Raw genomic sequence first — 20,501 nt, 5'->3', positions numbered from 1 at the left:
GCACCACCCATGTCCCGTAACCTCCCCCGCACCGCGAAGCGCGTCGTCGCTCTCGGTCTCGGCATCGCCCTGGCCGGCTCGCTGGCCGCCTGCTCCTCCGGCTCCGGAGGCGGCGCCAGCGCCGACACCGCGACCAGCGACGAGCTCGCCGCGGCTCTCGAGGAGAAGTCCTCGATCACGGTGTGGGCCTGGGCCCCCGCCGTCGAGCCCATCGCCGAGGCCTTCGAGAAGGCGCACCCCGACATCACCGTCGACGTGCAGAACGTCGGCACCGGCGCCGACCAGTACACGAAGCTGCAGAACGCGATCAAGGCCGGCAAGGGCGCCCCCGACGTCGCCCAGGTCGAGTACTTCGCCGTCCCCCAGTTCTCGCTCGGCGACTCGCTCGCCGACCTGAGCGGCTACGGCTACGGCGACCTCGAGGACGACTTCACCGCCTCGACGTGGAACTCCGTCACCGACGGCGACGCCGTCTACGCCCTGCCCCAGGACTCCGGCCCCATGGCGATGTTCTACCGCCAGGACGTCTTCGACAAGTACGGCATCGCCGTCCCCACGACGTGGGACGAGTACGTCGCCGCGGCCGAGACCATGCACGCCGCCGACCCGAACCAGTTCATCGCGGGCGACACCGGCGACGCGGGCTTCACGACCAGCATGATCTGGCAGGCCGGCGGGCACCCCTACTCGGTCGACGGCGACACCGTCTCGATCGACCTGCAGGACGAGGGCGCCAAGAAGTGGACCTCGACCTGGAACACCCTCGTCGAGAACGGCTCGCTCGCACAGACCCCCGGCTGGACCGACGAGTGGTTCCGCGCCCTCGGCGACGGCTCGATCGCGACGATGCTCACCGGCGCCTGGATGCCCGGCAACCTCGAGGCCCAGGCCGCCGACGGCTCCGGCCAGTGGCGCGTCGCCCCGATGCCCCAGTACGAGGAGGGCGACACCGCGACCGCCGAGAACGGCGGATCGTCGATCGCCGTGATGGAGCAGTCGCAGAACAAGCTCGTCGCCGCCGAGTTCGCCAAGTTCGCCACCGCCGAGGAAGAGGGGCGCCAGATCTCGTTCGACGCCGGCGGCTTCCCGTCCACCACGGCCGACCTCACCGACCCCGAGTTCCTCTCCGAGGCACCCGAGTACTTCGGCGGCCAGAAGATCAACGAGGTGCTCGGCCAGGCCGCGCAGGACGTGCTGCCCGACTGGCAGTACCTGCCCTTCCAGGTCTACGCGAACAGCATCTTCAGCGACAGCGCGTCGTCGGCCTACACCAACGGCACCTCGCTCGACCCGGTGCTCGAGGAGTGGGCGAAGGCCACCGCCTCGTACGGTGAGCAGCAGGGCTTCACGGTCGAGACCAAGTAGGGCCTCGCAGCACACGCACGACCAGCACCACCAGCAGCACCAGCACCAGCACCAGCACCAGCACCAGCACCAGCACCAGCACCACCGCAGCACCGCCTGACCACCGCAGCGGGGAGGCGCGACGCACGTCGCGCCTCCCCGTCGCTACGTCCCCTCGCCCCACCGGAGGAACACCATCAGCAGCAGCACCGCCCCCACGAGCACCCGTTTCGTGATCGGCCCCGACCACTTCGAGCTCGACGGCGCCCCCCACCGTGTCGTCGCCGGCGCCCTGCACTACTTCCGGGTGCACCCCGACCAGTGGGCCGACCGGATCCACAAGGCCAGGCTGATGGGCCTCAACACCATCGAGACGTACGTCGCCTGGAACGCGCACTCCCCGCGCCGCGGCGACTTCGACACGAGCGCCGGCCTCGACCTCGGCCGGTTCCTCGACCTCGTCGCCGCCGAGGGCATGCACGCGATCGTGCGCCCTGGCCCCTACATCTGCGCCGAGTGGGACGGCGGCGGCCTGCCCGGCTGGCTCTTCGACGACCCGGCCGTCGGCGTCCGCCGCAGCGAGCCGCTCTACCTCGCTGCCGTCGACGAGTTCCTCGAGCGCGTCTACGAGGTCGTCGTGCCCCGGCAGATCGACCACGGCGGGCCCGTCGTGCTCGTCCAGATCGAGAACGAGTACGGCGCGTACGGCGACGACTCCGGGTACCTGCGGCACCTCGTCGACCTCACCCGCGCCTCCGGCGTGGTGGTGCCCCTGACGACGGTCGACCAGCCCACCGACGAGATGCTCGCGGCGGGCAGCCTGCCCGAGCTGCACAAGACCGGGAGCTTCGGGTCGCGCGCGGAGGAGAGGCTCGCCACCCTGCGCCGTCACCAGCCGACGGGGCCCCTGATGTGCTCGGAGTTCTGGGACGGCTGGTTCGACCACTGGGGCGAGCACCACCACACGACCCCGGTCGAGGAGGCGGCGCGCGAGCTGGACGCGCTGCTGACGGCGGGCGCGTCGGTCAACATCTACATGTTCCACGGCGGCACGAACTTCGGCTTCACGAACGGCGCCAACCACAAGGGCACGTACCAGTCGCACGTGACCTCGTACGACTACGACGCTCCCCTCGACGAGGCCGGCTGGCCGACCGACAAGTTCTTCGCGTTCCGCGAGGTCATCGCGCGGCATCTGCCGGTGCCCGACGAGTTGCCCGCGCGGCGGTCGCCGTCGCCCGTGCTGTCGACGACGTTCGACCGGAGCGTGCGGCTGGTCGACGTGGTCGGGGACCTCGGCACGCGACCGGCCGTCGGCGGAGACCTCGGCGTCGGAGCCTCGGGCTGGACCGCGACCGAGGACGTTCCCACCATGGACGCGCTCGGCAGCTACCGCGGCTTCGCCCTGCACCGTGTCGACCTGCCGGCCGGCGACGAGCCCCGGGTGCTGTCGTTCGCGGGTGTGCGCGACCGCGCCGTCGTCTCCGTCGACGGTCGCCGGGTGGGCGTCCTCCAGCGCGACCAGCACGAGCGCGCGATCACGGTGCCGCCGGGCCGCGTGCTGGAGGTGCTGGTCGAGGACCAGGGACGCGTCAACTACGGCGTCCGCATCGGCGAGGCGAAGGGCCTCGTCGGGCCGGCGCTGCTGGACGGCGCCGCGCTGACCGGCTGGCGCAGCACGCCGCTCGACCTGGGGGCGGTCGTCGCGACCCTGTCCGGCGACGCGACCCAGTCGGGCGGCGCGACCCAGTCGGGCGGCGCGGCCCAGTCGGGCGGCGCGACCCAGTCGGGCGGCGCGGCCGGCGCCTCCTCGGGGTCGGCGTCGGACTCCGCCGTGACGACGCTCGACGGCCCGGTGTTCGCGCACGCGACGGTGACGCTCGACGAGCCCGCTGACCTGTTCCTCGACACACGGTCGTGGGGCAAGGGCGTCGCGTTCGTCAACGGCTTCGCGCTCGGCCGGTACTGGACGCGCGGGCCACAGCACACGCTCTACGTGCCCGGTGAGCAGCTGCGCGCGGGCGAGAACGACCTCGTGGTCTTCGAGACGGGTGCCGCGGCGGCCCCGGTCGTGTCGTTCGTGGCCGACCCCGACCTCGGGCACACCGAGCAGTAGCCCCGCTCGCGGGGCCCGTCCTGCCGAGCTACACCCCCGAACCAGCACTACACCCGCAGAACTGGGGGTGTAGTGCTGGCTCGGGGGTGTTTCGTCTTCGCACGACGTGTCGTCAGCGGCGGCGGGAGGCGCCCGGTCGACGGAACCGGCCCGTGGCGGCGAGCACCGCGACGAGCAGCACGGGGACGATCCAGCCCGACCAGCCGAGGATCGTGCCCTGCACGAGGTCGATCCGCTCGCCCGCCGCGGCGAAGAGCAGGGACGACCCGGCTGCGGCGTTGAACGCGCCGTGCGCCAGGGCGGCCGGCCAGACGCTGGCCGACCGCAGCCGCAGCCAGGCGAAGACGGCCCCGACCACCACGCACGTCCCGGTCATCATCAGCACGCCGAGCCACCCCGGCGTCTGGACTCCGTAGTTGTACCCGAGCAGGATCAACGGCGTGTGCCAGAGCCCCCACGCGACGCCGCTGAGCAGGACGGCAGGCGCGGTGCCGAGGGGCAGGAGGCGCGGCAGCAGGAAGCCCCGCCAGCCGAGCTCCTCCCCCAGCGCGGGCACGGTGTTGACGAACGCGCCGATCGGGATCGACACGAGCTGCAGGGCGACGAGCAGGCCGATCGGCGGCAGCGGCCCCGGATCGCCGAGGCCCGCGGTCGCCTGGGCCACCTGCTGCTCGGTCAGCTCTCGGAACGCCGAGAACCCGGTGACGTCGGCCGGGTAGGAGCCGAGTGCGGCACCGATCGGCAGGGCGACGAGCACGAGCGCGACGGGCACGACGAGCCCCAGGCCGAGGTACGCGAGCAGTCGTCCGACAGGGCGCAGTGGCCACAGCCCGAGGGCCCCCGGGATGGAGGCCGGTCGGTCGACGAACCGGCTGACGAGCAGGGCCCCGATCGCGGGCGTCGCCATCATCGCGACCGCGCAGACGCCCAGCAGCGGGCTGGCGAGGCCGTCGCCGAGCCAGAGCGGCAGGCAGACGAGCCAGGCGAGGCCGAACGCGATCAGCACGAAGGCGGCGATCGGCCACCACGAGACCCTCAGCCCCACGACGATCGAGCCGGTGGAGGCGTCGGCCGAGTCGGCAGGCAGGTACCGGTCACCAGCCACGTGCGCCGCGACCGGCTGCCACTCGGCGGTCGTCGACTCGTCGAGGTCGCACGCGTCGGCATCCACGTCGTCGACCCGCTCGCCGCCAGGTGCCGTCCATCCGTGCGCGGGCGGCCGGGAGGAGGGGTTCGTCGTCATCGTTGCTCCGTCGGTCAGCTCGGGCCTCGTGGCAGGGGTCTGCTCCATGGTCGCGTGCGCGGCGGGCCTGCGCCTCCTCCGACCAGCCGACCCGCGCCTCCTCCGCTCGGCCCGACCTGCCCGACCTGCTCGACCGTCGAGCGCGCACATCTCAGGAACAGCTCGTCTCGCGTTCCTGATCCGTGCACGACGAAGGAACCCGCGTCCTGATCCGTGGAGGATCAGGACGCGGGTTCCTGAGTGGTGCAGCAGAGCCGGGCGGGCTAGAAGTCCCAGTCCTCGTCCTCGGTGTTGACGGCCTTGCCGATGACGTACGACGAGCCCGACCCCGAGAAGAAGTCGTGGTTCTCGTCGGCGTTCGGCGAGAGCGCCGACAGGATCGCCGGGTTCACGTCGGTCGTCTCCTTGGGGAACATCGGCTCGTAGCCGAGGTTCATCAGCGCCTTGTTGGCGTTGTAGTGCAGGAACTTCTTGACGTCCTCGGTCAGGCCGACGGTGTCGTAGAGATCCTGCGTGTACTGGATCTCGTTCTCGTAGAGCTCGAAGAGCAGGTTGAACGTGTAGTCCTTGATCTCCTGCTTGCGCTCGTCCGAGGCGCCCTCGAGGCCCTTCTGGAACTTGTAGCCGATGTAGTACCCGTGCACGGCCTCGTCACGGATGATGAGGCGGATCAGGTCGGCCGTGTTGGTGAGCTTGGCGCGCGACGACCAGTACATCGGCAGGTAGAAGCCGCTGTAGAACAGGAACGACTCGAGCAGGGTCGAGGCGACCTTGCGCTTCAGGGGGTCGTCGCCCGTGTAGTAGTCCAGGACGATCTGGGCCTTCTTCTGCAGGTTCGGGTTCTCGACCGACCAGCGGAAGGCGTCGTCGATCTCGGGCGTCGACGCGAGGGTCGAGAAGATCGACGAGTAGCTCTTGGCGTGCACCGACTCCATGAACGCGATGTTCGTGTAGACGGCCTCCTCATGAGGGGTGATCGCATCGGGGATCAGGCTGATCGCGCCGACGGTGCCCTGGATCGTGTCGAGCAGCGTCAGGCCCGTGAACACGCGCATGGTGAGCTGCTGTTCTTCGGGCGTGAGGGTGTTCCACGACTGCACGTCGTTCGACAGCGGGATCTTCTCGGGCAGCCAGAAGTTGTTGACGAGGCGGTTCCAGACCTCGACGTCCTTGTCGTCCTGGATGCGGTTCCAGTTGATCGCGCTGACCGACTTGATCAGCGGGATCGACTTGCCGGTGGCGTGCACCGGGTCGCCGGCGACGCTGTTGATCTTGTCGGTGATGGTCATGTCGTCTCTTCCGTCGGGATGATGCCGTGGATCTCAGTTCAGGAGGCGGGGGCCGGTCGTCGAGACCGGCCCCCGCCGGGTGGCCCTCAGGCCTGGGTCGTGCGACCTACAACATGCAGCTGACGCAGCCGTCGACCTCGGTGCCCTCGAGGGCCAGCTGGCGCAGACGGATGTAGTAGATCGTCTTGATGCCCGCGCGCCATGCGTAGATCTGGGCCTTGTTGATGTCGCGGGTCGTCGCGGTGTCCTTGAAGAACAGGGTGAGCGAGAGGCCCTGGTCGACGTGCTGCGTGGCCGCGGCGTAGGTGTCGATGATCTTCTCGGGGCCGATCTCGTACGCGTCGGTGTAGTACTCCAGGTTGTCGTTCGTCATGAACGGCGCCGGGTAGTAGACGCGGCCGAGCTTGCCTTCCTTGCGGATCTCGATCTTCGACGCGATCGGGTGGATCGACGAGGTCGAGTGGTTGATGTACGAGATCGAGCCGGTCGGGGGCACCGCCTGCAGGTTCTGGTTGTACAGGCCGTGCTGCATGACGCTGGCCTTGAGCTGACGCCAATCCTCTTGCGTGGGGATGGCGACGCCCGACGCGGCGAAGAGGCCGGCCGCGCGCTCGGTGCTGGGCACCCACTCCTGCTCGGTGTACTTGTCGAAGAACTCGCCGGAGGCGTACTTCGAGTCCTCGAAGCCGCCGAAGGTCACGCCGCGCTCGATCGCGATCGTGTTCGAGGCACGCAGGGCGTGGAACAGCACCGTGTAGAAGTAGATGTTCGTGAAGTCGATCGCTTCTTCGCTGCCGTAGTGGACCCGCTCACGAGCGAGGTAGCCGTGCAGGTTCATCTGGCCGAGGCCGATGGCGTGCGACTGGTCGTTGCCGACCTCGATCGAGCGGACCGACTGGATGTGGCTCATGTCGCTGACCGCGCTGAGGCCGCGGATCGCGGTCTCGACGGTCTTGCCGAAGTCGGGGGCGTCCATCGACAGCGCGATGTTCATCGACCCGAGGTTGCACGAGATGTCCTTGCCGATCTCGTTGTACGACAGGTCTTCGTTGAACGTGGTCGGGGTGTTGACCTGCAGGATCTCCGAGCACAGGTTCGACATGTTGATGCGGCCCTTGATGGGGTTCGCCTTGTTGACCGTGTCCTCGAAGACGATGTAGGGGTAGCCCGACTCGAACTGGATCTCGGCGATCGTCTGGAAGAAGTCGCGCGCCTTGATCTTGGTCTTCTTGATGCGGCCGTCGGCCACCATCTCGCGGTACTTCTCGCTGATCGCCACGTCGCCGAAGGGGACGCCGTAGACCTTCTCGACGTCGTACGGCGAGAAGAGGTACATGTCCTCGTTGTTCTTGGCGAGCTCGAACGTGATGTCGGGCACGACGACGCCGAGGGACAGCGTCTTGATGCGGATCTTCTCGTCGGCGTTCTCGCGCTTGGTGTCGAGGAACCGCATGATGTCGGGGTGGTGCGCGCTGAGGTACACGGCACCGGCGCCCTGGCGGGCACCCAGCTGGTTCGCGTAGCTGAAGCTGTCCTCGAGGAGCTTCATGACGGGGATGATGCCCGACGACTGGTTCTCGATCTGCTTGATCGGGGCGCCGGCCTCGCGGATGTTCGAGAGCGACAGCGCGACGCCGCCGCCGCGCTTCGACAGCTGCAGCGACGAGTTGATGCCGCGCGAGATCGACTCCATGTTGTCCTCGATGCGCAGCAGGAAGCAGCTGACGAGCTCGCCTCGCTGGGCCTTCGCGGTGTTGAGGAACGTGGGGGTGGCCGGCTGGAAGCGGCCGCCGATGATCTCCTCGACGAGGTCGATCGCGAGCTGCTCGTCGCCCTGGGCCAGGCCGAGGGCGGTCATCACGACTCGGTCTTCGAAGCGCTCGAGGTAGCGCTTGCCGTCGAACGTCTTGAGCGTGTACGAGGTGTAGTACTTGAACGCGCCGAGGAAGGTCTGGAACCGGAACTTCTTCGAGTAGGCCAGGTCGTTCAGGCGCTCGATGAAGGCGAAGTCGTACTGCTCGATGGTGGCGAGCTCGTAGTACTCGTTCTCGACGAGGTAGTCGAGACGCTCACGCAGGTTGTGGAAGAAGACCGTGTTCTGGTTGACGTGCTGCAGGAAGTACTGCTTGGCCGCCTCCCTGTCCTTGTCGAACTGGATCTCGCCCGACGGGCCGTACAGGTTCAGCATCGCGTTGAGCGAGTGGTAGTCCATGCTCATGCCCTGCCCGGGTGCTGCGATCACTTCGAGATCGTCGACTGCTGCGTCCAAAATTCTTCCAATCCGTTCTGTACTGCTGAGACGTCGTCCGGGGTGCCGAAGACCTCGAACCGGTAGAGCAGAGGCACGTCGCACTTGGCGGCGACGATGTCGCCGGCCAGGCAGTACCCCTCTCCGAAGTTGGTGTTGCCCGCCGCGACCACGCCTCGGATGAGGCTGCGGTTGCCCTCGTCGTTGAGGAACCGGATGACCTGCTTCGGGACGGCGCCTCTGCCCTCGCCGCCGCCGTAGGTCGGCAGGACGAGGACGAAGGGGTCACGGGCGTGGAGCGGGGGCTCGGAGGGGAAGAGCGGGATGCGCTCAGCCGGCACCCCGAGCTTCTCGACGAACCGGTGCGTGTTGCCCGAGACGCTGGAGAAGTAGACGAGATGGGTCACGGTGACGACCGCCTCCTCTGCTCGTGGTGCTGTGCCTCCGGCGACGGGAACGGGCTGTGGCCCGCACCCGTCACGAGGAGGCGCGGGTCAGGAGACGCGGGCGGCCAGGCCGGCGATCTTGTCGGGGCGGAAGCCGCTCCAGTGGTCGTCGTCGGCGATGACGACGGGCGCCTGCAGGTAGCCGAGCGCCTTGACGGTCTCGAGCGCGGCGTCGTCGGCGGTGACATCGAGGACTTCGTACTCGATGCCCTTGTTGTCGAGGGCGCGGTAGGTGGCCGTGCACTGGACGCAGGACGGCTTGGTGTAGACGGTGATGGCCATGGTTTCCCCTGTGTTCTCGGGCCGACGCGGGGGTCGGACGCGGTGGTTCTGATGCGGGTCTGGGGCAGCGGGCGTAGTGCCTGCGGCAACTCCTCGATACTACATCTTGTGGCCCGGACTCGGGCCCACAACTAGATGCGGTGTTACAGGCGTGTAGTTCTGTCGGGCGAGTTCTCCACAGGAGTTCCCCCAAGTTCTGCACAGATCTGGCGGAGTTGCCCCCAGGATCTGGCGGTTGTGCACATGTTCCTCCCCACCTCCGACATCGCGACGGCGTCGTCCCCAGTTCGGGGCCACGGCGTGTCGCGGCGTGTCGGGACGGGGCTGCCGCACGCGCCCGCGCCTCCGTAGACTCGACCTCTCGTGAGCACCTATTCGTCCCTCCTGAAGACCCCCGGCGTGGGGCGCATCATCGCGGCCCAGCTGACCGCGCGGTTCCCCTTCGGGATGCTCTCGCTCGCGTTCCTGCTGCACGTCGAGCACGTGCACCACTCCTACGCGGCAGCCGGGCTCGTGCTCGCCGCGACGAGCATCGGCCAGGCGATCTCCGGACCGCTCACCAGCCGCTGGATGGGCCGCTGGGGCATGCGCCCCGTGCTGCTCCTGACGCTCAGCGTCTGCCTCGTCACGATGCTCGCGTTCACCGCCTACGACTTCTCGGTGCCCGCCTTCATGGCGCTCGGCTTCGTCACCGGCCTCAGCGTGCCGCCCGTGCAGCCCGCCGTCCGCACGATCTACCCGAAGATGGTCAACTCGTCGCAGCTGACTCCCCTCTTCTCGCTCGACGCCTCCGCCCAGGAGATCATCTGGGTCGCCGGTCCGGTCATCACCACCTTCGTCGGGACGCAGGTGGGCACCCGCGAGGCGATCTGGCTGGCCGCGCTCTTCCTCGTCGGCGGCGGCATCTGGTTCATCGCCTCGCCTGAGGTCGGCCGTGTGCGCATCCCGCGCAGCAAGCGCTCGTTCGGCAAGGTGCTCGCCCGGCCCACCGTGCTGCTCGCCACCGTCGCGGGCTTCCTGCTCATCGGCGCGTGCGCCGCGGTCGAGGCCGGCGTCGTGGCGCTCTTCGGCGAGGGCAGCGCCGACTCGGGCATCGCCCTGGCCGTCTTCGCCGCCGGCTCGCTCGTCGGCGGTCTCGCACTCGGGCACGTGCCCGTCGGCCCCTGGGCGCTCGGCCGCCGCCTCGCGATCGTGTTCGTCGGCATGGTGCTCGCGATCTTCGCCACGGGACTCCTGCCGATCAGCGGCGCCCTCCTCGTCGCCGGGGTCGGCATCGCGCCGGCCCTCGCCGTGATGTTCGCCATCGTCTCGTCGAGCGTCAAGTTCAGCGACACCGCCGAGGCCTACGGCTGGGCCGGCACCGGCCAGCTGATCGGCTCGGCCCTCGGCTCGGCGATCGCCGGCTTCTGGATCGACCGCATCGGCGGGCAGGGCGGCCTCGTGGTCGCCGCCGCGTTCGCGTTCGTGGGGGTGATCGTCGGACTCGTGTTCCACCGCTCGCTGCCCGACCTCCGGGGGCGCGACGCGAGCCCGCTGCCCGACACGGAGCCGGTCCCCGTCCAGGCCAGCTGACCGGCGCCTCCTCCTCGTCGCCCGGCCCGTGCCTCCTCGTCTGCCGGCCCGGACCTCCTCGGCCCGGCCGTGATCGCGGATGGGAGGATCGGGGCATGTCCGACATCAGCGTCCCGTCCGTCGCGCTCTCCGACGGAGCCCGCATCCCCCAGCTCGGCCTCGGCGTCTACAAGGTCGCCGACGACGAGGCGCGCACAGTCGTCGCCACCGCCCTCGATCTCGGGTACCGCCACGTCGACACGGCGTCGTTCTACGGCAACGAGGTCGGCGTGGGGCAGGCACTGCGTGCCTCCGACGTGCCGCGGGACGAGGTCTTCGTCACGACCAAGGTGTGGAACACCGAGCAGGGCTTCGACGAGACGCTGCGCGCCTTCGACGCGAGCCTCGACCGCCTCGGCACCGACCACGTCGAGCTCTACCTGATCCACTGGCCGGCCCCCACGCAGGACAAGTACGTCGACACCTGGCGTGCGCTCGAGCGGATCGCCGAGGAGGGGCGGGCCCGGTCGATCGGCGTCAGCAACTTCCAGGTGCACCACCTCGAGCGGCTGCTCGGCGAGACGAGCGTCGTGCCGGTCATCGACCAGGTCGAGGCCCACCCGTGGCTGCAGCAGCACGAGCTGCGCGAGTTCTGCGCGGCCCGGGGCATCGCCGTCGAGGCCTGGTCGCCGCTCGCCCGCGGTCGCGTGCTCGACGACGCCGCGATCGGCCGGATCGCGGCGAAGCACGGCGTCGAGCCCGCGCAGGCCGTCATCCGCTGGCACCTGCAGCAGGGGCTCGTGGTGATCCCCAAGACCGTGGACGCGCGCCGGCTGGCGTCGAACCTCGACGTGTTCGGCTTCGAGCTCGACGACGACGACCTCGCCACGATCGCCGCGCTCGACAGCGGCGAGCGCTCCGGCTCGCACCCCGACCAGGTCGGCTGACCTCTCCTCTCTCTCTCGTCATTCTTTCTCGCTCGAGTCGGCGGGTTCCCGTCACCCCCAGCGGGTTCCTGTCACGTGCGGCGGGTTGCAGTGCCCGCCGGCGGGTGGGCGCCGACCCGCCGCGGGCTGCGGGAACCCGCCGACATCGACCGAGACGAGACGAGAGAGGCCTGCCCCGGCAGCACCGGGGAGGCGCAGGTCGAGGGGCGCGCGCCGCTCGCGTACCGTGGTGGGCGCACATCACGAGCAAGGAGCACCCATGACGATCGTCGCCGCCGCTGACGGATCCGCCCTCGGCAACCCCGGCCCCGCCGGCTGGGCCTGGTACGTCGACGACGACCGCTGGGCAGCGGGCGGCTGGCCCCGCGCGACGAACAACCAGGGCGAGCTCACGGCCGTGCTCGAGCTGCTGCGGGCCACGGCCGACGCCGGCGAGCCGGTGCACATCCTGTGCGACAGCCAGTACACGATCAAGGCGTGCACCGAGTGGATGCCCGGCTGGAAGCGCAAGGGCTGGCGCAAAGCCGACGGCAAGCCGGTGCTGAACGTCGAGATCCTCAAGGAGCTCGACGACGCCCTCGCCGGGCGCGAGGTCACCTTCGAGTGGGTCCGCGGCCACGTCGGGCACGAGATGAACGAGGCGGCCGACGTCCGCGCCCGGGGTGCCGCCACCGCGTTCCAGAACCGCACCGACGTACCCTCAGGCCCCGGCTGGCCCGGCGCGCCCGTCGCGACGACGTCGCCGGTCGCGGCGCCGCCCGAGCCGCCCGCCACCCTCTTCTAGGCATCGCACCGGGTCTCGTGCACCGCACCGCGCCTGGACCCGGCGCAGCGCACGGGACGCGGTGCGGCGAGCCGCGGCGCGGCGCGCTACATCGAGGGGTGCGTGCTCGACAGCCCGCCGTCGACGACGAACTGCGCGCCCGTCGAGAACGCGGAGTCGTCGGACGCGAGGTGCAGGGCGAGCCCGGCCACCTCCTCCGGCATGGCCAGCCGCCCGCGGGGGCTCATCGTGCGGAACGCGTCGAGCAGGGCGGGCTGGGCCTCGACCTGACGTCGGAACAGCGCCGTGTCGGTCGGCCCGGGGTGCAGCGAGTTGATGCGGATGTCCCAGCCCTCCTGGGCGGCGTGCGCGGCGCTCGAGCGGGTGAGGCCGACCAGGGCGTGCTTGCTGGCGGTGTAGGCCGCGTCGTCGCCGAAGCCGAGGAACGACGTCGCCGGCGCCAGGTTGATGATCGAGCCGCCCGACCGCTCGGGGTTGGCGCGCATCTGCTCGATCGCGAACCGCGTGCCGAGCATGACGCCCGTGACGTTGACGGCGAAGACGCGGTTCCAGCTCTCGAGCTGCGTCACGTCGATCGACTGTCCCGAGACGATGCCCGCGTTGTTGACGAGCACGTCGAGGTGCCCGTAGTGGTCGGCCACCCTGTCCATCACGCGCTTCCAGTCGCCGCCGTTGGCGACGTCGTGCTGGATGAACTCCGCGCCGGCCTCGGCCGCGACGGCCGATCCGTCGAGGATGTCGGTCGCGACGACCTGCGCCCCCTCGTCGGCGAAGCGGCGGACGATGGCCTCGCCGATGCCCGAGGCGGCTCCCGTGACGATCGCGACTTTGCCGGACAGGCGAGACATGGGTCCTCCTCGGGGGGCCCGGCGACGGGTCGCCGGGGGCGGTGCACCGGAGGGTCGCTCCGGGGGTGACGGGCAGCCGTGGTCGGCCGGGCCGCCGACAACGTTACTCCTCGACGACCCTGCCTCCGCTGCCGCCGGCGCGCTCGGAGGCCGGGCCGACGGCCGTGACCGTGACCACCGCCTCCCCCCGCTCGTCGCTCGACGCGAGGTCGACGACGGCCGAGATGCCGAAGTCGTGGTCGCCGTCGGGGTCGGCCAGGATCTGCCGCACGCGCCACACGGTCGGCAGCTGCTCGATCTGCAGCATGTGCGGCCCGCGCGCGTCGGTGTCGGTGCCGATCGTGTCGTACTCGTCGAAGTAGCGGTCGAGGGCCTGGCCCCAGCGGTCGGTGTCCCACCCCGAGGAGGCGTCGAGCTGACCCAGCCCCTCGGCGTCGTCCCGGGCCATCAGCTGCACCCGGCGGAACATCTCGTTGCGGACCGCGATGCGGAACGCGCGGTCGTTCGCCGTGAAGCGGCGGAGCACCGGCGGCACGATCTCGTCATGGGCCTCGACCTCGCGGGGGTTGAGCATCTCCTCCCACTCGTCGAGCAGCGACGAGTCGACCTGGCGCACCAGCTCGCCGAGCCACTCGATCAGGTCGGCCAGCTCGTCGGTCTTGGCCTCGTCGGGAACGGTCTGGCGCAGGGCCCGGAACGCGTCGGAGAGGTACCGGAGCACGAGGCCCTCCGAGCGCGCGAGACCGTAGAAGGCCACGTAGTCGCCGAACGTCATCGCGCGCTCGTACAGGTCGCGCACGACCGACTTGGGGCTCAGCGCGAAGTCGCCGATCCACGGCTGGGACGCCGCGTACGTCTCGAACAGCGCGGTCAGGAGCTCGTCGAGGGGCTTCGGCCAGGTGACGCCCTCGAGCAGCTCCATCCGCTGGTCGTACTCGACGCCCTCGCGCTTCATCTCGGCCACGGCCTCGCCGCGGGCCTTGAACTGCTGCTGCGAGAGGATCGGGCGCGGGTCGTCGAGGGTCGCCTCCACGACGGAGACGACGTCGAGCGCGTAGCTCGGCGACTCCTGGTCGAGCACGTCGAAGGTCGCCAGGGCGAACGGCGAGAGCGGCTGGTTCAGGGCGAAGTTCGCCTGGAGGTCGACCGTCAGGCGGATGGTGGGCGCGCCTCCGTCGTGGCTCGCCTCCTGCACGACGACCTCCGCGGTGCGGAGCGTGCGGTAGATCGAGATGGCCTGGCGCGCCATCGCGTACTGCGCCGACCGGGGTTCGTGGTTGTCGAACACGAGCGAGCGCACGTTCGCGAAGACGTCGCCCCCGCGGCCGATGACGTTGAGCAGCATGGCGTGGGTGATCTGCATGTGCGAGACCAGCGCCTCCGGCTCGGCGGCGATCAGCTTGTGGAAGCTGGGCTCGCCCCACGAGACGAATCCCTCCGGCGCCTTCTTGCGGACGATCTTGCGCTTCTTCTTCGGGTCGTCGCCCGCCTTCTCGATCGCTTTCAGGTTGTCGATCTCGTGCTCCGGCGCCTGCAGCACGACGGTGCCCGAGGTGTCGTAGCCGGCGCGGCCGGCGCGACCCGCGACCTGGTGGAACTCCCGCGCCGTCAGCTGTCGCATCCGGGTGCCGTCGAACTTCGTGAGCGCGGTGAGCAGGACGGTGCGGATCGGCACGTTGATGCCCACGCCGAGGGTGTCGGTGCCGCAGATGACGCGGAGCAGCCCCCGCTGGGCGAGCTGCTCGACGAGGCGCCGGTACTTGGGCAGCATGCCCGCGTGGTGCACGCCGATGCCCGAGCGCACCAGTCGGCTGAGGGTCTTGCCGAAGCCGGTGCTGAAGCGGAACCCGCCGATCAGCTCGGCGATCTCGTCGCGCTGCTCACGGCTGGCCACCTTGATGCTCGACAGGGCCTGCGCGCGCTCGAGCGCGGCGGCCTGCGAGAAGTGCACGACGTAGACGGGGGCCTCGCCGGTGGAGAGCAGTTCTTCGACCGTCTCCTGCACGGGGGTCTGGGCGTACGAGTAGTGCAGCGGCACCGGGCGCTCGACGCCGGTCACCCGGGCGACCGGGCGCCCGGTGCGGCGCGACAGGTCGTCGACGAGGCGCGTGACGTCGCCGAGGGTCGCCGACATGAGGAGGAACTGCGCACGGTCGAGCAGCAGCAGCGGCACCTGCCAGGCCCAGCCGCGCGACTGGTCGCCGTAGAAGTGGAACTCGTCCATCACGACCTGGTCGACGTCGGCGTCCGAGCCGTGGCGCAGGGCGAGGTTCGCGAGGATCTCGGCGGTGCAGCAGATGATCGGCGCGTCGGCGTTGACCGACGAGTCGCCCGTGACCATGCCCACCTGCTCCGGCCCGAACAGCTCGACCAGGGCGAAGAACTTCTCGCTGACCAGGGCCTTGATGGGCGCGGTGTAGTAGGTGCGCTTGCCCTGCGAGAGGGCGACGAAGTGCGCGCCTGCGGCGACCAGCGACTTGCCGGTGCCGGTCGGCGTGCTGAGCACGACCGAGGCGCCGGAGACGAGCTCCATCATCGCCTCGTCCTGCGCCGGGTACAGCGGCAGGCCCCGGTTCTCGGCCCACTCCGCGAAGTCGGCGTAGGCCGTGTCCTGGTCGTACGACTCGGGCCCCGGGTTCTCGGGCAGCAGGGCGGACAGCGGTGCGGAGGGGGCGGGCGACATGATGTGTCGATCCTGCCCCATGCCAGCGACAGCGAGGCGAGGCGGGCCGGAGGCGGTCGGCACCGGTCCGGGCACGCGGGAGGGGCGAGACGGCGAGTCCCGAGACAGCACACGCCCCCGTGGCCGAGCAGGGCTCGGGCGGAGGCGTGCGGTCGCGCCCTCGGACGGGGCCGGGCGGGATCGGATCAGGAGACCACGCTCGGTCGCACGTCGACGATGACGGGCGCGATGTGCCCCGGTAACCAGCCGGTGAGCACACTGCACTGTAGCCCGCGCCTCTTCGGCGCGGTGGGGTGAACGGCGGGTGATTCATGCGTCCGACTAGAACTGGGGGCACCGAGGGGCTGCGGAGCTGCGCTCCGCGGCCAACGGGCTCAGCGCAGCGGGATGTGCCCGCCGAGCGTGTCGTCCACCTGCTCGACGGCGCCCTCGCGAGCGGCGTCGTCGGCGGCCGAGCCGGCGTGCTCCTCGACGGGCGCCGGGTCGTCCCCGTGCACGGCGGCCGAGTCGTGGCGGGGGTCGACGTCGTGGTCTGCGGGGTCGTGGCTCTGGGTGTCGCTCATGGGGCGCCTCCTCGTGTCGTCCGTCGCCGTGGCGGCGGAGGGGCCCGGACGGCCCCGTCCCGCACGACCGTACCCGCGGCTCCGTCGCGCACGTCCAGCGCCGACACGGTAGACAGGAGCAGGCGCACCGAGCGCCGCCCCGACCCCAGGAAGAGTGCAGACGATGTCGTCATCCACCCCGTCCCCCGCGGCCCTCCGCGTCGCAGTCACCGGAGGCAGCGGCAAGCTCGGCCGAGCCGTCGTCCGCGACCTCGCCGCCCACGGCTGGGAGGTCGTGCTGCTCGACCGCGTGCCGAGCCCCGACCCGGTCGAGGGCGTCACGTACGTGCAGGTCGACCTGTCCGACTACGGCCAGGTGCTGCAGGCGCTCACCCACGTCGACGACCGCTACGACTCGATCGACGCCGTCGTGCACCTCGGGGCGATCCCGGCGCCCGGGCTCGTGCCGAACGCGACCCTCTTCCACAACAACGTCACCGGCAGCTACAACGTGTTCGCCGCAGCCCGTGCGGCCCACATCCGCAACGTCGTCTGGGCCTCGAGCGAGACCCTGCTCGGCATCCCGTTCGACCTCGACCCGCCCTACCTGCCCCTCGACGAGGAGTACGCCGTGCGGCCCGAGTCGTCGTACTCGCTCGGCAAGGCCCTCGACGAGGAGATGGCCCGCCACTTCACCCGCTGGGACCGCCAGCTGAAGATGATCGGCCTCCGCTTCTCGAACGTCATGGACGACGGCGACTACTCCGAGTACCCCTGGGACGAGACCCCCGAGAAGAAGACGTTCAACCTCTTCTCGTACATCGACGCCCGCGACGGTGCCCAGGCCGTGCGGAAGGCGCTCGAGAGCGACCTCGTCGGCTTCGAGGCGTTCATCATCGCCGCGACCGACACGGTCATGAACACGCCCACCGCCCTGCTCGCCGACCAGTTCTGGCCGACCGTCGAGCGCCGGGCCGCCGTCGAGGGCACGGACTCCCTGCTCAGCAGCGACAAGGCCCGCGACCTGCTCGGCTTCGTGCCCGAGTACAGCTGGCGCACCTGGGGCGACCGGGTCGGCAAGCAGGAGGCAGCGGCGGCCGACGACGAGACGGGCGACGACCTCTAGCCCGTCGGAGCCGAGCGGGCACCGCGGCCCTGCCCGCTCGGCGATCAGGCGCGGAGCATCCCCGTCGTCACGAGCTCGCGCACCCGGGGCAGGAGCTCGGCCGTGAGCGCGCCCTCGTCGGCCTCGAGCAGGTGGGCGAGCGCGCCCACGATCGCGCCGACGCTGAGCTCGCCGTCGCAGGCGCCCACCAGCGCCGAGAGGGCCGTGCCCGACTCGACCGACCGGGCGAAGCCGCCTCCCTGCCTCAGCGTGATGACCGTGGGGTCGTCGTTGCCGGGCCAGTAGTGCCGCTCCTCCGTGACGTCGCCGGCGACCGTGAGACGGGTGCCCAGCAGGGCGTCGTCGTCGAGCGAGCGGAGCAGGTCGACGGCGTCGAGCGTCGCCCCGAGGTGCCGACCGAGGCCGACGTCGTTCGAGCCGAGGCCCCCGAGGAGGCGCTCCGTGCGGACCACGGGCTCCGTCGCCGCGTCGAGAGGTCGCCTCAGGGTCACGTAGCCGAAGCCGACCTCGACGACGCCCCGCTGCTCGAAGTCGCCGAGCCAGGCCTCGTAGAGCCGCTCGAAGTCGGCGGTGCCCGCACGGGTGCCGCCGTCGCGGATCCAGGTCTCGGCGTAGGCGGCCGGGTCCTGCAGCTCGCGCTCGACCACCCACACGTCGAGCGGGACGCCGCCGCGGGCGACCCAGTCGGCCACCGAGTACGCCCCGCGCTTCCCGGCAGCCGCGTCCGCCCCTCCTGTCTCCCAGTTCCCGAGCAGCTGCGCGACGCCTCCCGGCGTGAGGTGGGCGCCGACCTGCGACACGACGGACGCGACGAGGTCGTCGCCGACCATGCCGCCGTCGCGGTACTCGTACTCGGGCACGCCCTCGGCCCGGGGCGTGATGACGAACGGCGGGTTCGAGACGACGTGGTCGAAGAACTCGCCCTCGACGGGCTCGAAGAGGCTGCCGAGCCGGAACTCGATGCCGTCGACGAGGTTGAGGGCGGCGTTGAAGGCCGCGAAGTCGAGGGCGCGCTGCGAGATGTCGGTGGCGACGACCCGGCGGGCGTGCCGGGCGACGTGCAGCGCCTGGATGCCGCAGCCCGTGCCGAGGTCGAGCGCGCTGTCGACGGTGCGCGGGATCATCAGCCCGGCCAGCGTCGCCGACGCCCCGCCGACCCCCAGCACGTGGTCCTCGCGGAGCGCGCCCCCGAGGGCCAGCTCGCCGAGGTCGGAGGCGATCCACCAGCTGGCCTCGCCGGACGCGTCGACGAACGCGTACGGCCGCAGGTCGACCAGCGCGCGCACCTCGTCGTCGGAGGCCTCGATCAGGCCGAGCGCGGCAGCGCCTGCCGCCCCCAGGGTCGGCAGCGCCGCCTCCACGTCGGCGAGCGGCTGCGGCCATCCCAGGATGAGCAGCGACGCCAGCGTCGCCGCCGGACGGAGCGACGGCACGCGGGAGGCGCTCCTCACGAGCGCACGACGGGCCGCGACGCGCTCTCCCCGGAACAGTGCCGCGCCCGCGCTCGCGCCCCAGGCGTCGGGCCCCGTCAGCCGGTCGACCGTGAAGTCGGAGGACGCGAGGTCGGCCCGGAGGCGCGCGAGCAGGTCAGGGTCACGGGAGTCGAGGGGCACGACTCCATCTTCGCGGACCAGCGGTCGGCCCGTCTGCCCGCACGGCCCAGTCGCGCCAGACGCCCCACGCTGGCCGCCGCCACGCCGTGCCTGCGCTGCAAGGGAGTCTCCGAACTACGTCCCGTGGCGGAGCATCTGCCCCTAACTAAATGCGCACGACAGCCCATCCGCTAGCTTATACTTCGTGTCTTCAAAGACCTCCAAACTCGTTCGAGGTTTGCTACTACTCCCGCTAGCACGGTGTCTGGTCAGGACGCCCGCGGCAACCATTTCGGGACCGGCCAGCTCGGCCGCTCCGCCGCGGTTTCCAACGACAAGGTTGGTGATCGCAGTCCTGGGGACCGTGGCTCTTGGTCTCGGGACTGTGGGGCTCGTAAATCAGTTCGACGCCGCTCTGCCGACGATCGGCGATCCTCCGCCGCCTGGATCGATCAATCTCTACTTTGATCGTCCCGACGTTAGAGCTCAGCTCAACGTTGAGGTCACCTCGGCCTTGGCGACAATGGAGAATGAGGACTACGCCTCAGATGCGTACGTCGTTCGCGTCCTGGCCGAAGGCCTCGACCAGAATGACATGCCAACGTTTTTCATAGCACTTGGTGGATCCGCTCTTCCGCGAGACGACCTTGCAGATCAGAGTGACCGACAGAGCTCGAATGGCAGATGTTCATCGGCGACTGTTAGCGCGGTTCCGGAGCTGGCCTGTATCGAGACCAGCGGCTCACCCGATTCCGCCTGGGCCTCAAACGAGGTTAAGGAAGACATCGTCGTCGTATCCGGGCGACTCAAGCCCGTCGGCGAACATGGTGGCGGAATCGCGTACCTCGACATCTCGGCCTATGCATCGACGCTCGTCAAGTCAGGCCAAACTGAAGTGTTCCAGCTACCCACCGTCGGAACGACCTACTTGCCGGCCACGATCGGTGACGAGGCCGAAATTGTTATCGACGATTTCACAGGGCTGAAGGTTCCTAGTCCTTTGTCGATCACCGTCAGCTACGGACGACTCTCCCCTGCAGACCGGCTCGAGTCGGTGTCCATCGAGCCAATCACGCGTGAACCATTGACGTGGGTCGAAACATCTCGCGCGACTCTGACCCCATCCGGCACCATCACTGATTCGAGGGCGGAACGAGATGCCGGCCGGGTGACTTTCTTCTGGGGCGTTTTGGCGGGGATCCTAGGGAGTCTTCTCCTGCCGCTACTTGGCTGGTGGCGGGTTACGGTTGCTGCTTGTTGGCGGTGGGGGATTTGCGGCCGCACAAGCAATAAGTCCGTTCGTGGCCTGAGCGGATAGTCCAGTCGCGGCCTTCTTGATTCGTCGGCGTGCCGCAATCCGGCCAGGGCGTTAAGACCCGCGCGCGAGGATGTCCGGCAGGCTGCCTGGCGGGCGTGGCCCGCGCCTTCGAGTTCACTTTGGAGCAGTGAACAGAGACGTC

The 20,501-nt window shown here is 70.1% G+C and carries 16 protein-coding genes; 7 read left to right on the top strand and 9 right to left on the bottom strand.

Annotated elements, in window-relative coordinates; all coding sequences use genetic code 11:
* Positions 1 to 9: 9 nt before the first annotated feature.
* A complete protein-coding gene (locus EDF20_RS09050; RefSeq protein WP_133738431.1) occupies positions 10 to 1,365 on the top strand; it encodes an extracellular solute-binding protein in 1,356 nt (451 codons plus the stop codon).
* A gap of 211 nt (positions 1,366 to 1,576) precedes the next feature.
* A complete protein-coding gene (locus EDF20_RS09040) occupies positions 1,577 to 3,460 on the top strand; it encodes a beta-galactosidase family protein (protein ID WP_166644787.1) in 1,884 nt (627 codons plus the stop codon).
* A 112-nt stretch (positions 3,461 to 3,572) separates the two neighbouring features.
* On the opposite strand, the gene EDF20_RS09035 is transcribed toward EDF20_RS09040, so the two are convergent.
* The 5 genes from EDF20_RS09035 to nrdH form a co-directional block, all read right to left on the bottom strand.
* A complete protein-coding gene (locus EDF20_RS09035) occupies positions 3,573 to 4,703 on the bottom strand; it encodes a CPBP family intramembrane glutamic endopeptidase (RefSeq protein WP_133738428.1) in 1,131 nt (376 codons plus the stop codon).
* A gap of 263 nt (positions 4,704 to 4,966) precedes the next feature.
* Positions 4,967 to 5,992 (bottom strand): class 1b ribonucleoside-diphosphate reductase subunit beta, encoded by a 1,026-nt coding sequence (nrdF, locus tag EDF20_RS09030; protein WP_228506869.1) that lies wholly within the window; start codon positions 5,990 to 5,992, stop codon positions 4,967 to 4,969.
* A gap of 106 nt (positions 5,993 to 6,098) precedes the next feature.
* A complete protein-coding gene (gene nrdE / locus EDF20_RS09025) occupies positions 6,099 to 8,204 on the bottom strand; it encodes a class 1b ribonucleoside-diphosphate reductase subunit alpha (RefSeq protein WP_208292626.1) in 2,106 nt (701 codons plus the stop codon).
* 26 nt (positions 8,205 to 8,230) lie between these two features.
* The gene (gene nrdI, locus EDF20_RS09020) at positions 8,231 to 8,647 is read right to left on the bottom strand and encodes a class Ib ribonucleoside-diphosphate reductase assembly flavoprotein NrdI (protein ID WP_123547993.1); all 417 of its coding nucleotides are present in this window, start codon (positions 8,645 to 8,647) and stop codon (positions 8,231 to 8,233) included.
* A gap of 87 nt (positions 8,648 to 8,734) precedes the next feature.
* A complete protein-coding gene (gene nrdH, locus EDF20_RS09015; protein WP_123547992.1) occupies positions 8,735 to 8,968 on the bottom strand; it encodes a glutaredoxin-like protein NrdH in 234 nt (77 codons plus the stop codon).
* A gap of 363 nt (positions 8,969 to 9,331) precedes the next feature.
* On the opposite strand from nrdH, the gene EDF20_RS09010 reads away from it, so the two are divergent.
* The 3 genes from EDF20_RS09010 to EDF20_RS09000 all read left to right on the top strand — a co-directional run bounded on the left by EDF20_RS09010 (position 9,332) and on the right by EDF20_RS09000 (position 12,250).
* Complete coding sequence (locus EDF20_RS09010; RefSeq protein WP_123547991.1) at positions 9,332 to 10,540, top strand: MFS transporter; 1,209 nt, start codon at positions 9,332 to 9,334, stop codon at positions 10,538 to 10,540.
* Positions 10,541 to 10,635: 95 nt separating this feature from the next.
* Complete coding sequence (locus EDF20_RS09005) at positions 10,636 to 11,466, top strand: aldo/keto reductase (protein WP_123547990.1); 831 nt, start codon at positions 10,636 to 10,638, stop codon at positions 11,464 to 11,466.
* Positions 11,467 to 11,725: 259 nt separating this feature from the next.
* Positions 11,726 to 12,250: a ribonuclease H gene (locus tag EDF20_RS09000; protein ID WP_133738427.1), complete on the top strand. Its 525-nt coding sequence runs from the start codon at positions 11,726 to 11,728 to the stop codon at positions 12,248 to 12,250.
* A gap of 86 nt (positions 12,251 to 12,336) precedes the next feature.
* Here EDF20_RS09000 and EDF20_RS08995 read toward each other — a convergent pair whose 3' ends face one another.
* From EDF20_RS08995 to EDF20_RS08985, 3 genes are all read right to left on the bottom strand, one after another.
* Positions 12,337 to 13,098, bottom strand: a complete 762-nt coding sequence (locus tag EDF20_RS08995) for an SDR family oxidoreductase (RefSeq protein WP_123547988.1) — start codon at positions 13,096 to 13,098, stop codon at positions 12,337 to 12,339.
* 103 nt (positions 13,099 to 13,201) lie between these two features.
* A complete protein-coding gene (locus EDF20_RS08990) occupies positions 13,202 to 15,781 on the bottom strand; it encodes a DEAD/DEAH box helicase (RefSeq protein WP_123547987.1) in 2,580 nt (859 codons plus the stop codon).
* Positions 15,782 to 16,155: 374 nt separating this feature from the next.
* A complete protein-coding gene (locus tag EDF20_RS08985; protein ID WP_123547986.1) occupies positions 16,156 to 16,344 on the bottom strand; it encodes a hypothetical protein in 189 nt (62 codons plus the stop codon).
* Positions 16,345 to 16,507: 163 nt separating this feature from the next.
* Here EDF20_RS08985 and EDF20_RS08980 point away from each other — a divergent pair, with 163 nt between their 5' ends.
* Positions 16,508 to 17,449: an NAD(P)-dependent oxidoreductase gene (locus tag EDF20_RS08980; RefSeq protein WP_123548314.1), complete on the top strand. Its 942-nt coding sequence runs from the start codon at positions 16,508 to 16,510 to the stop codon at positions 17,447 to 17,449.
* Between the two features lie 44 nt (positions 17,450 to 17,493).
* Here the strand turns inward: EDF20_RS08980 and EDF20_RS08975 are convergent, their stop codons facing one another.
* On the bottom strand, positions 17,494 to 19,062 hold the full coding sequence (locus tag EDF20_RS08975) for a methyltransferase (protein ID WP_133738426.1): 1,569 nt from the start codon (positions 19,060 to 19,062) through the stop codon (positions 17,494 to 17,496).
* A gap of 322 nt (positions 19,063 to 19,384) precedes the next feature.
* On the opposite strand from EDF20_RS08975, the gene EDF20_RS08970 reads away from it, so the two are divergent.
* Positions 19,385 to 20,359, top strand: a complete 975-nt coding sequence (locus EDF20_RS08970; RefSeq protein ID WP_133738425.1) for a hypothetical protein — start codon at positions 19,385 to 19,387, stop codon at positions 20,357 to 20,359.
* The last annotated feature ends 142 nt before the right edge of the window (positions 20,360 to 20,501 follow it).

This window comes from Frigoribacterium sp. PhB116 (assembly GCF_004364285.1).
In the GTDB taxonomy this organism is placed as follows: Bacteria; Actinomycetota; Actinomycetes; order Actinomycetales; family Microbacteriaceae; genus Frigoribacterium.
Note: the sequence above shows the minus strand (reverse complement) of the source record. Positions and strands in the feature narration are given on the sequence as shown.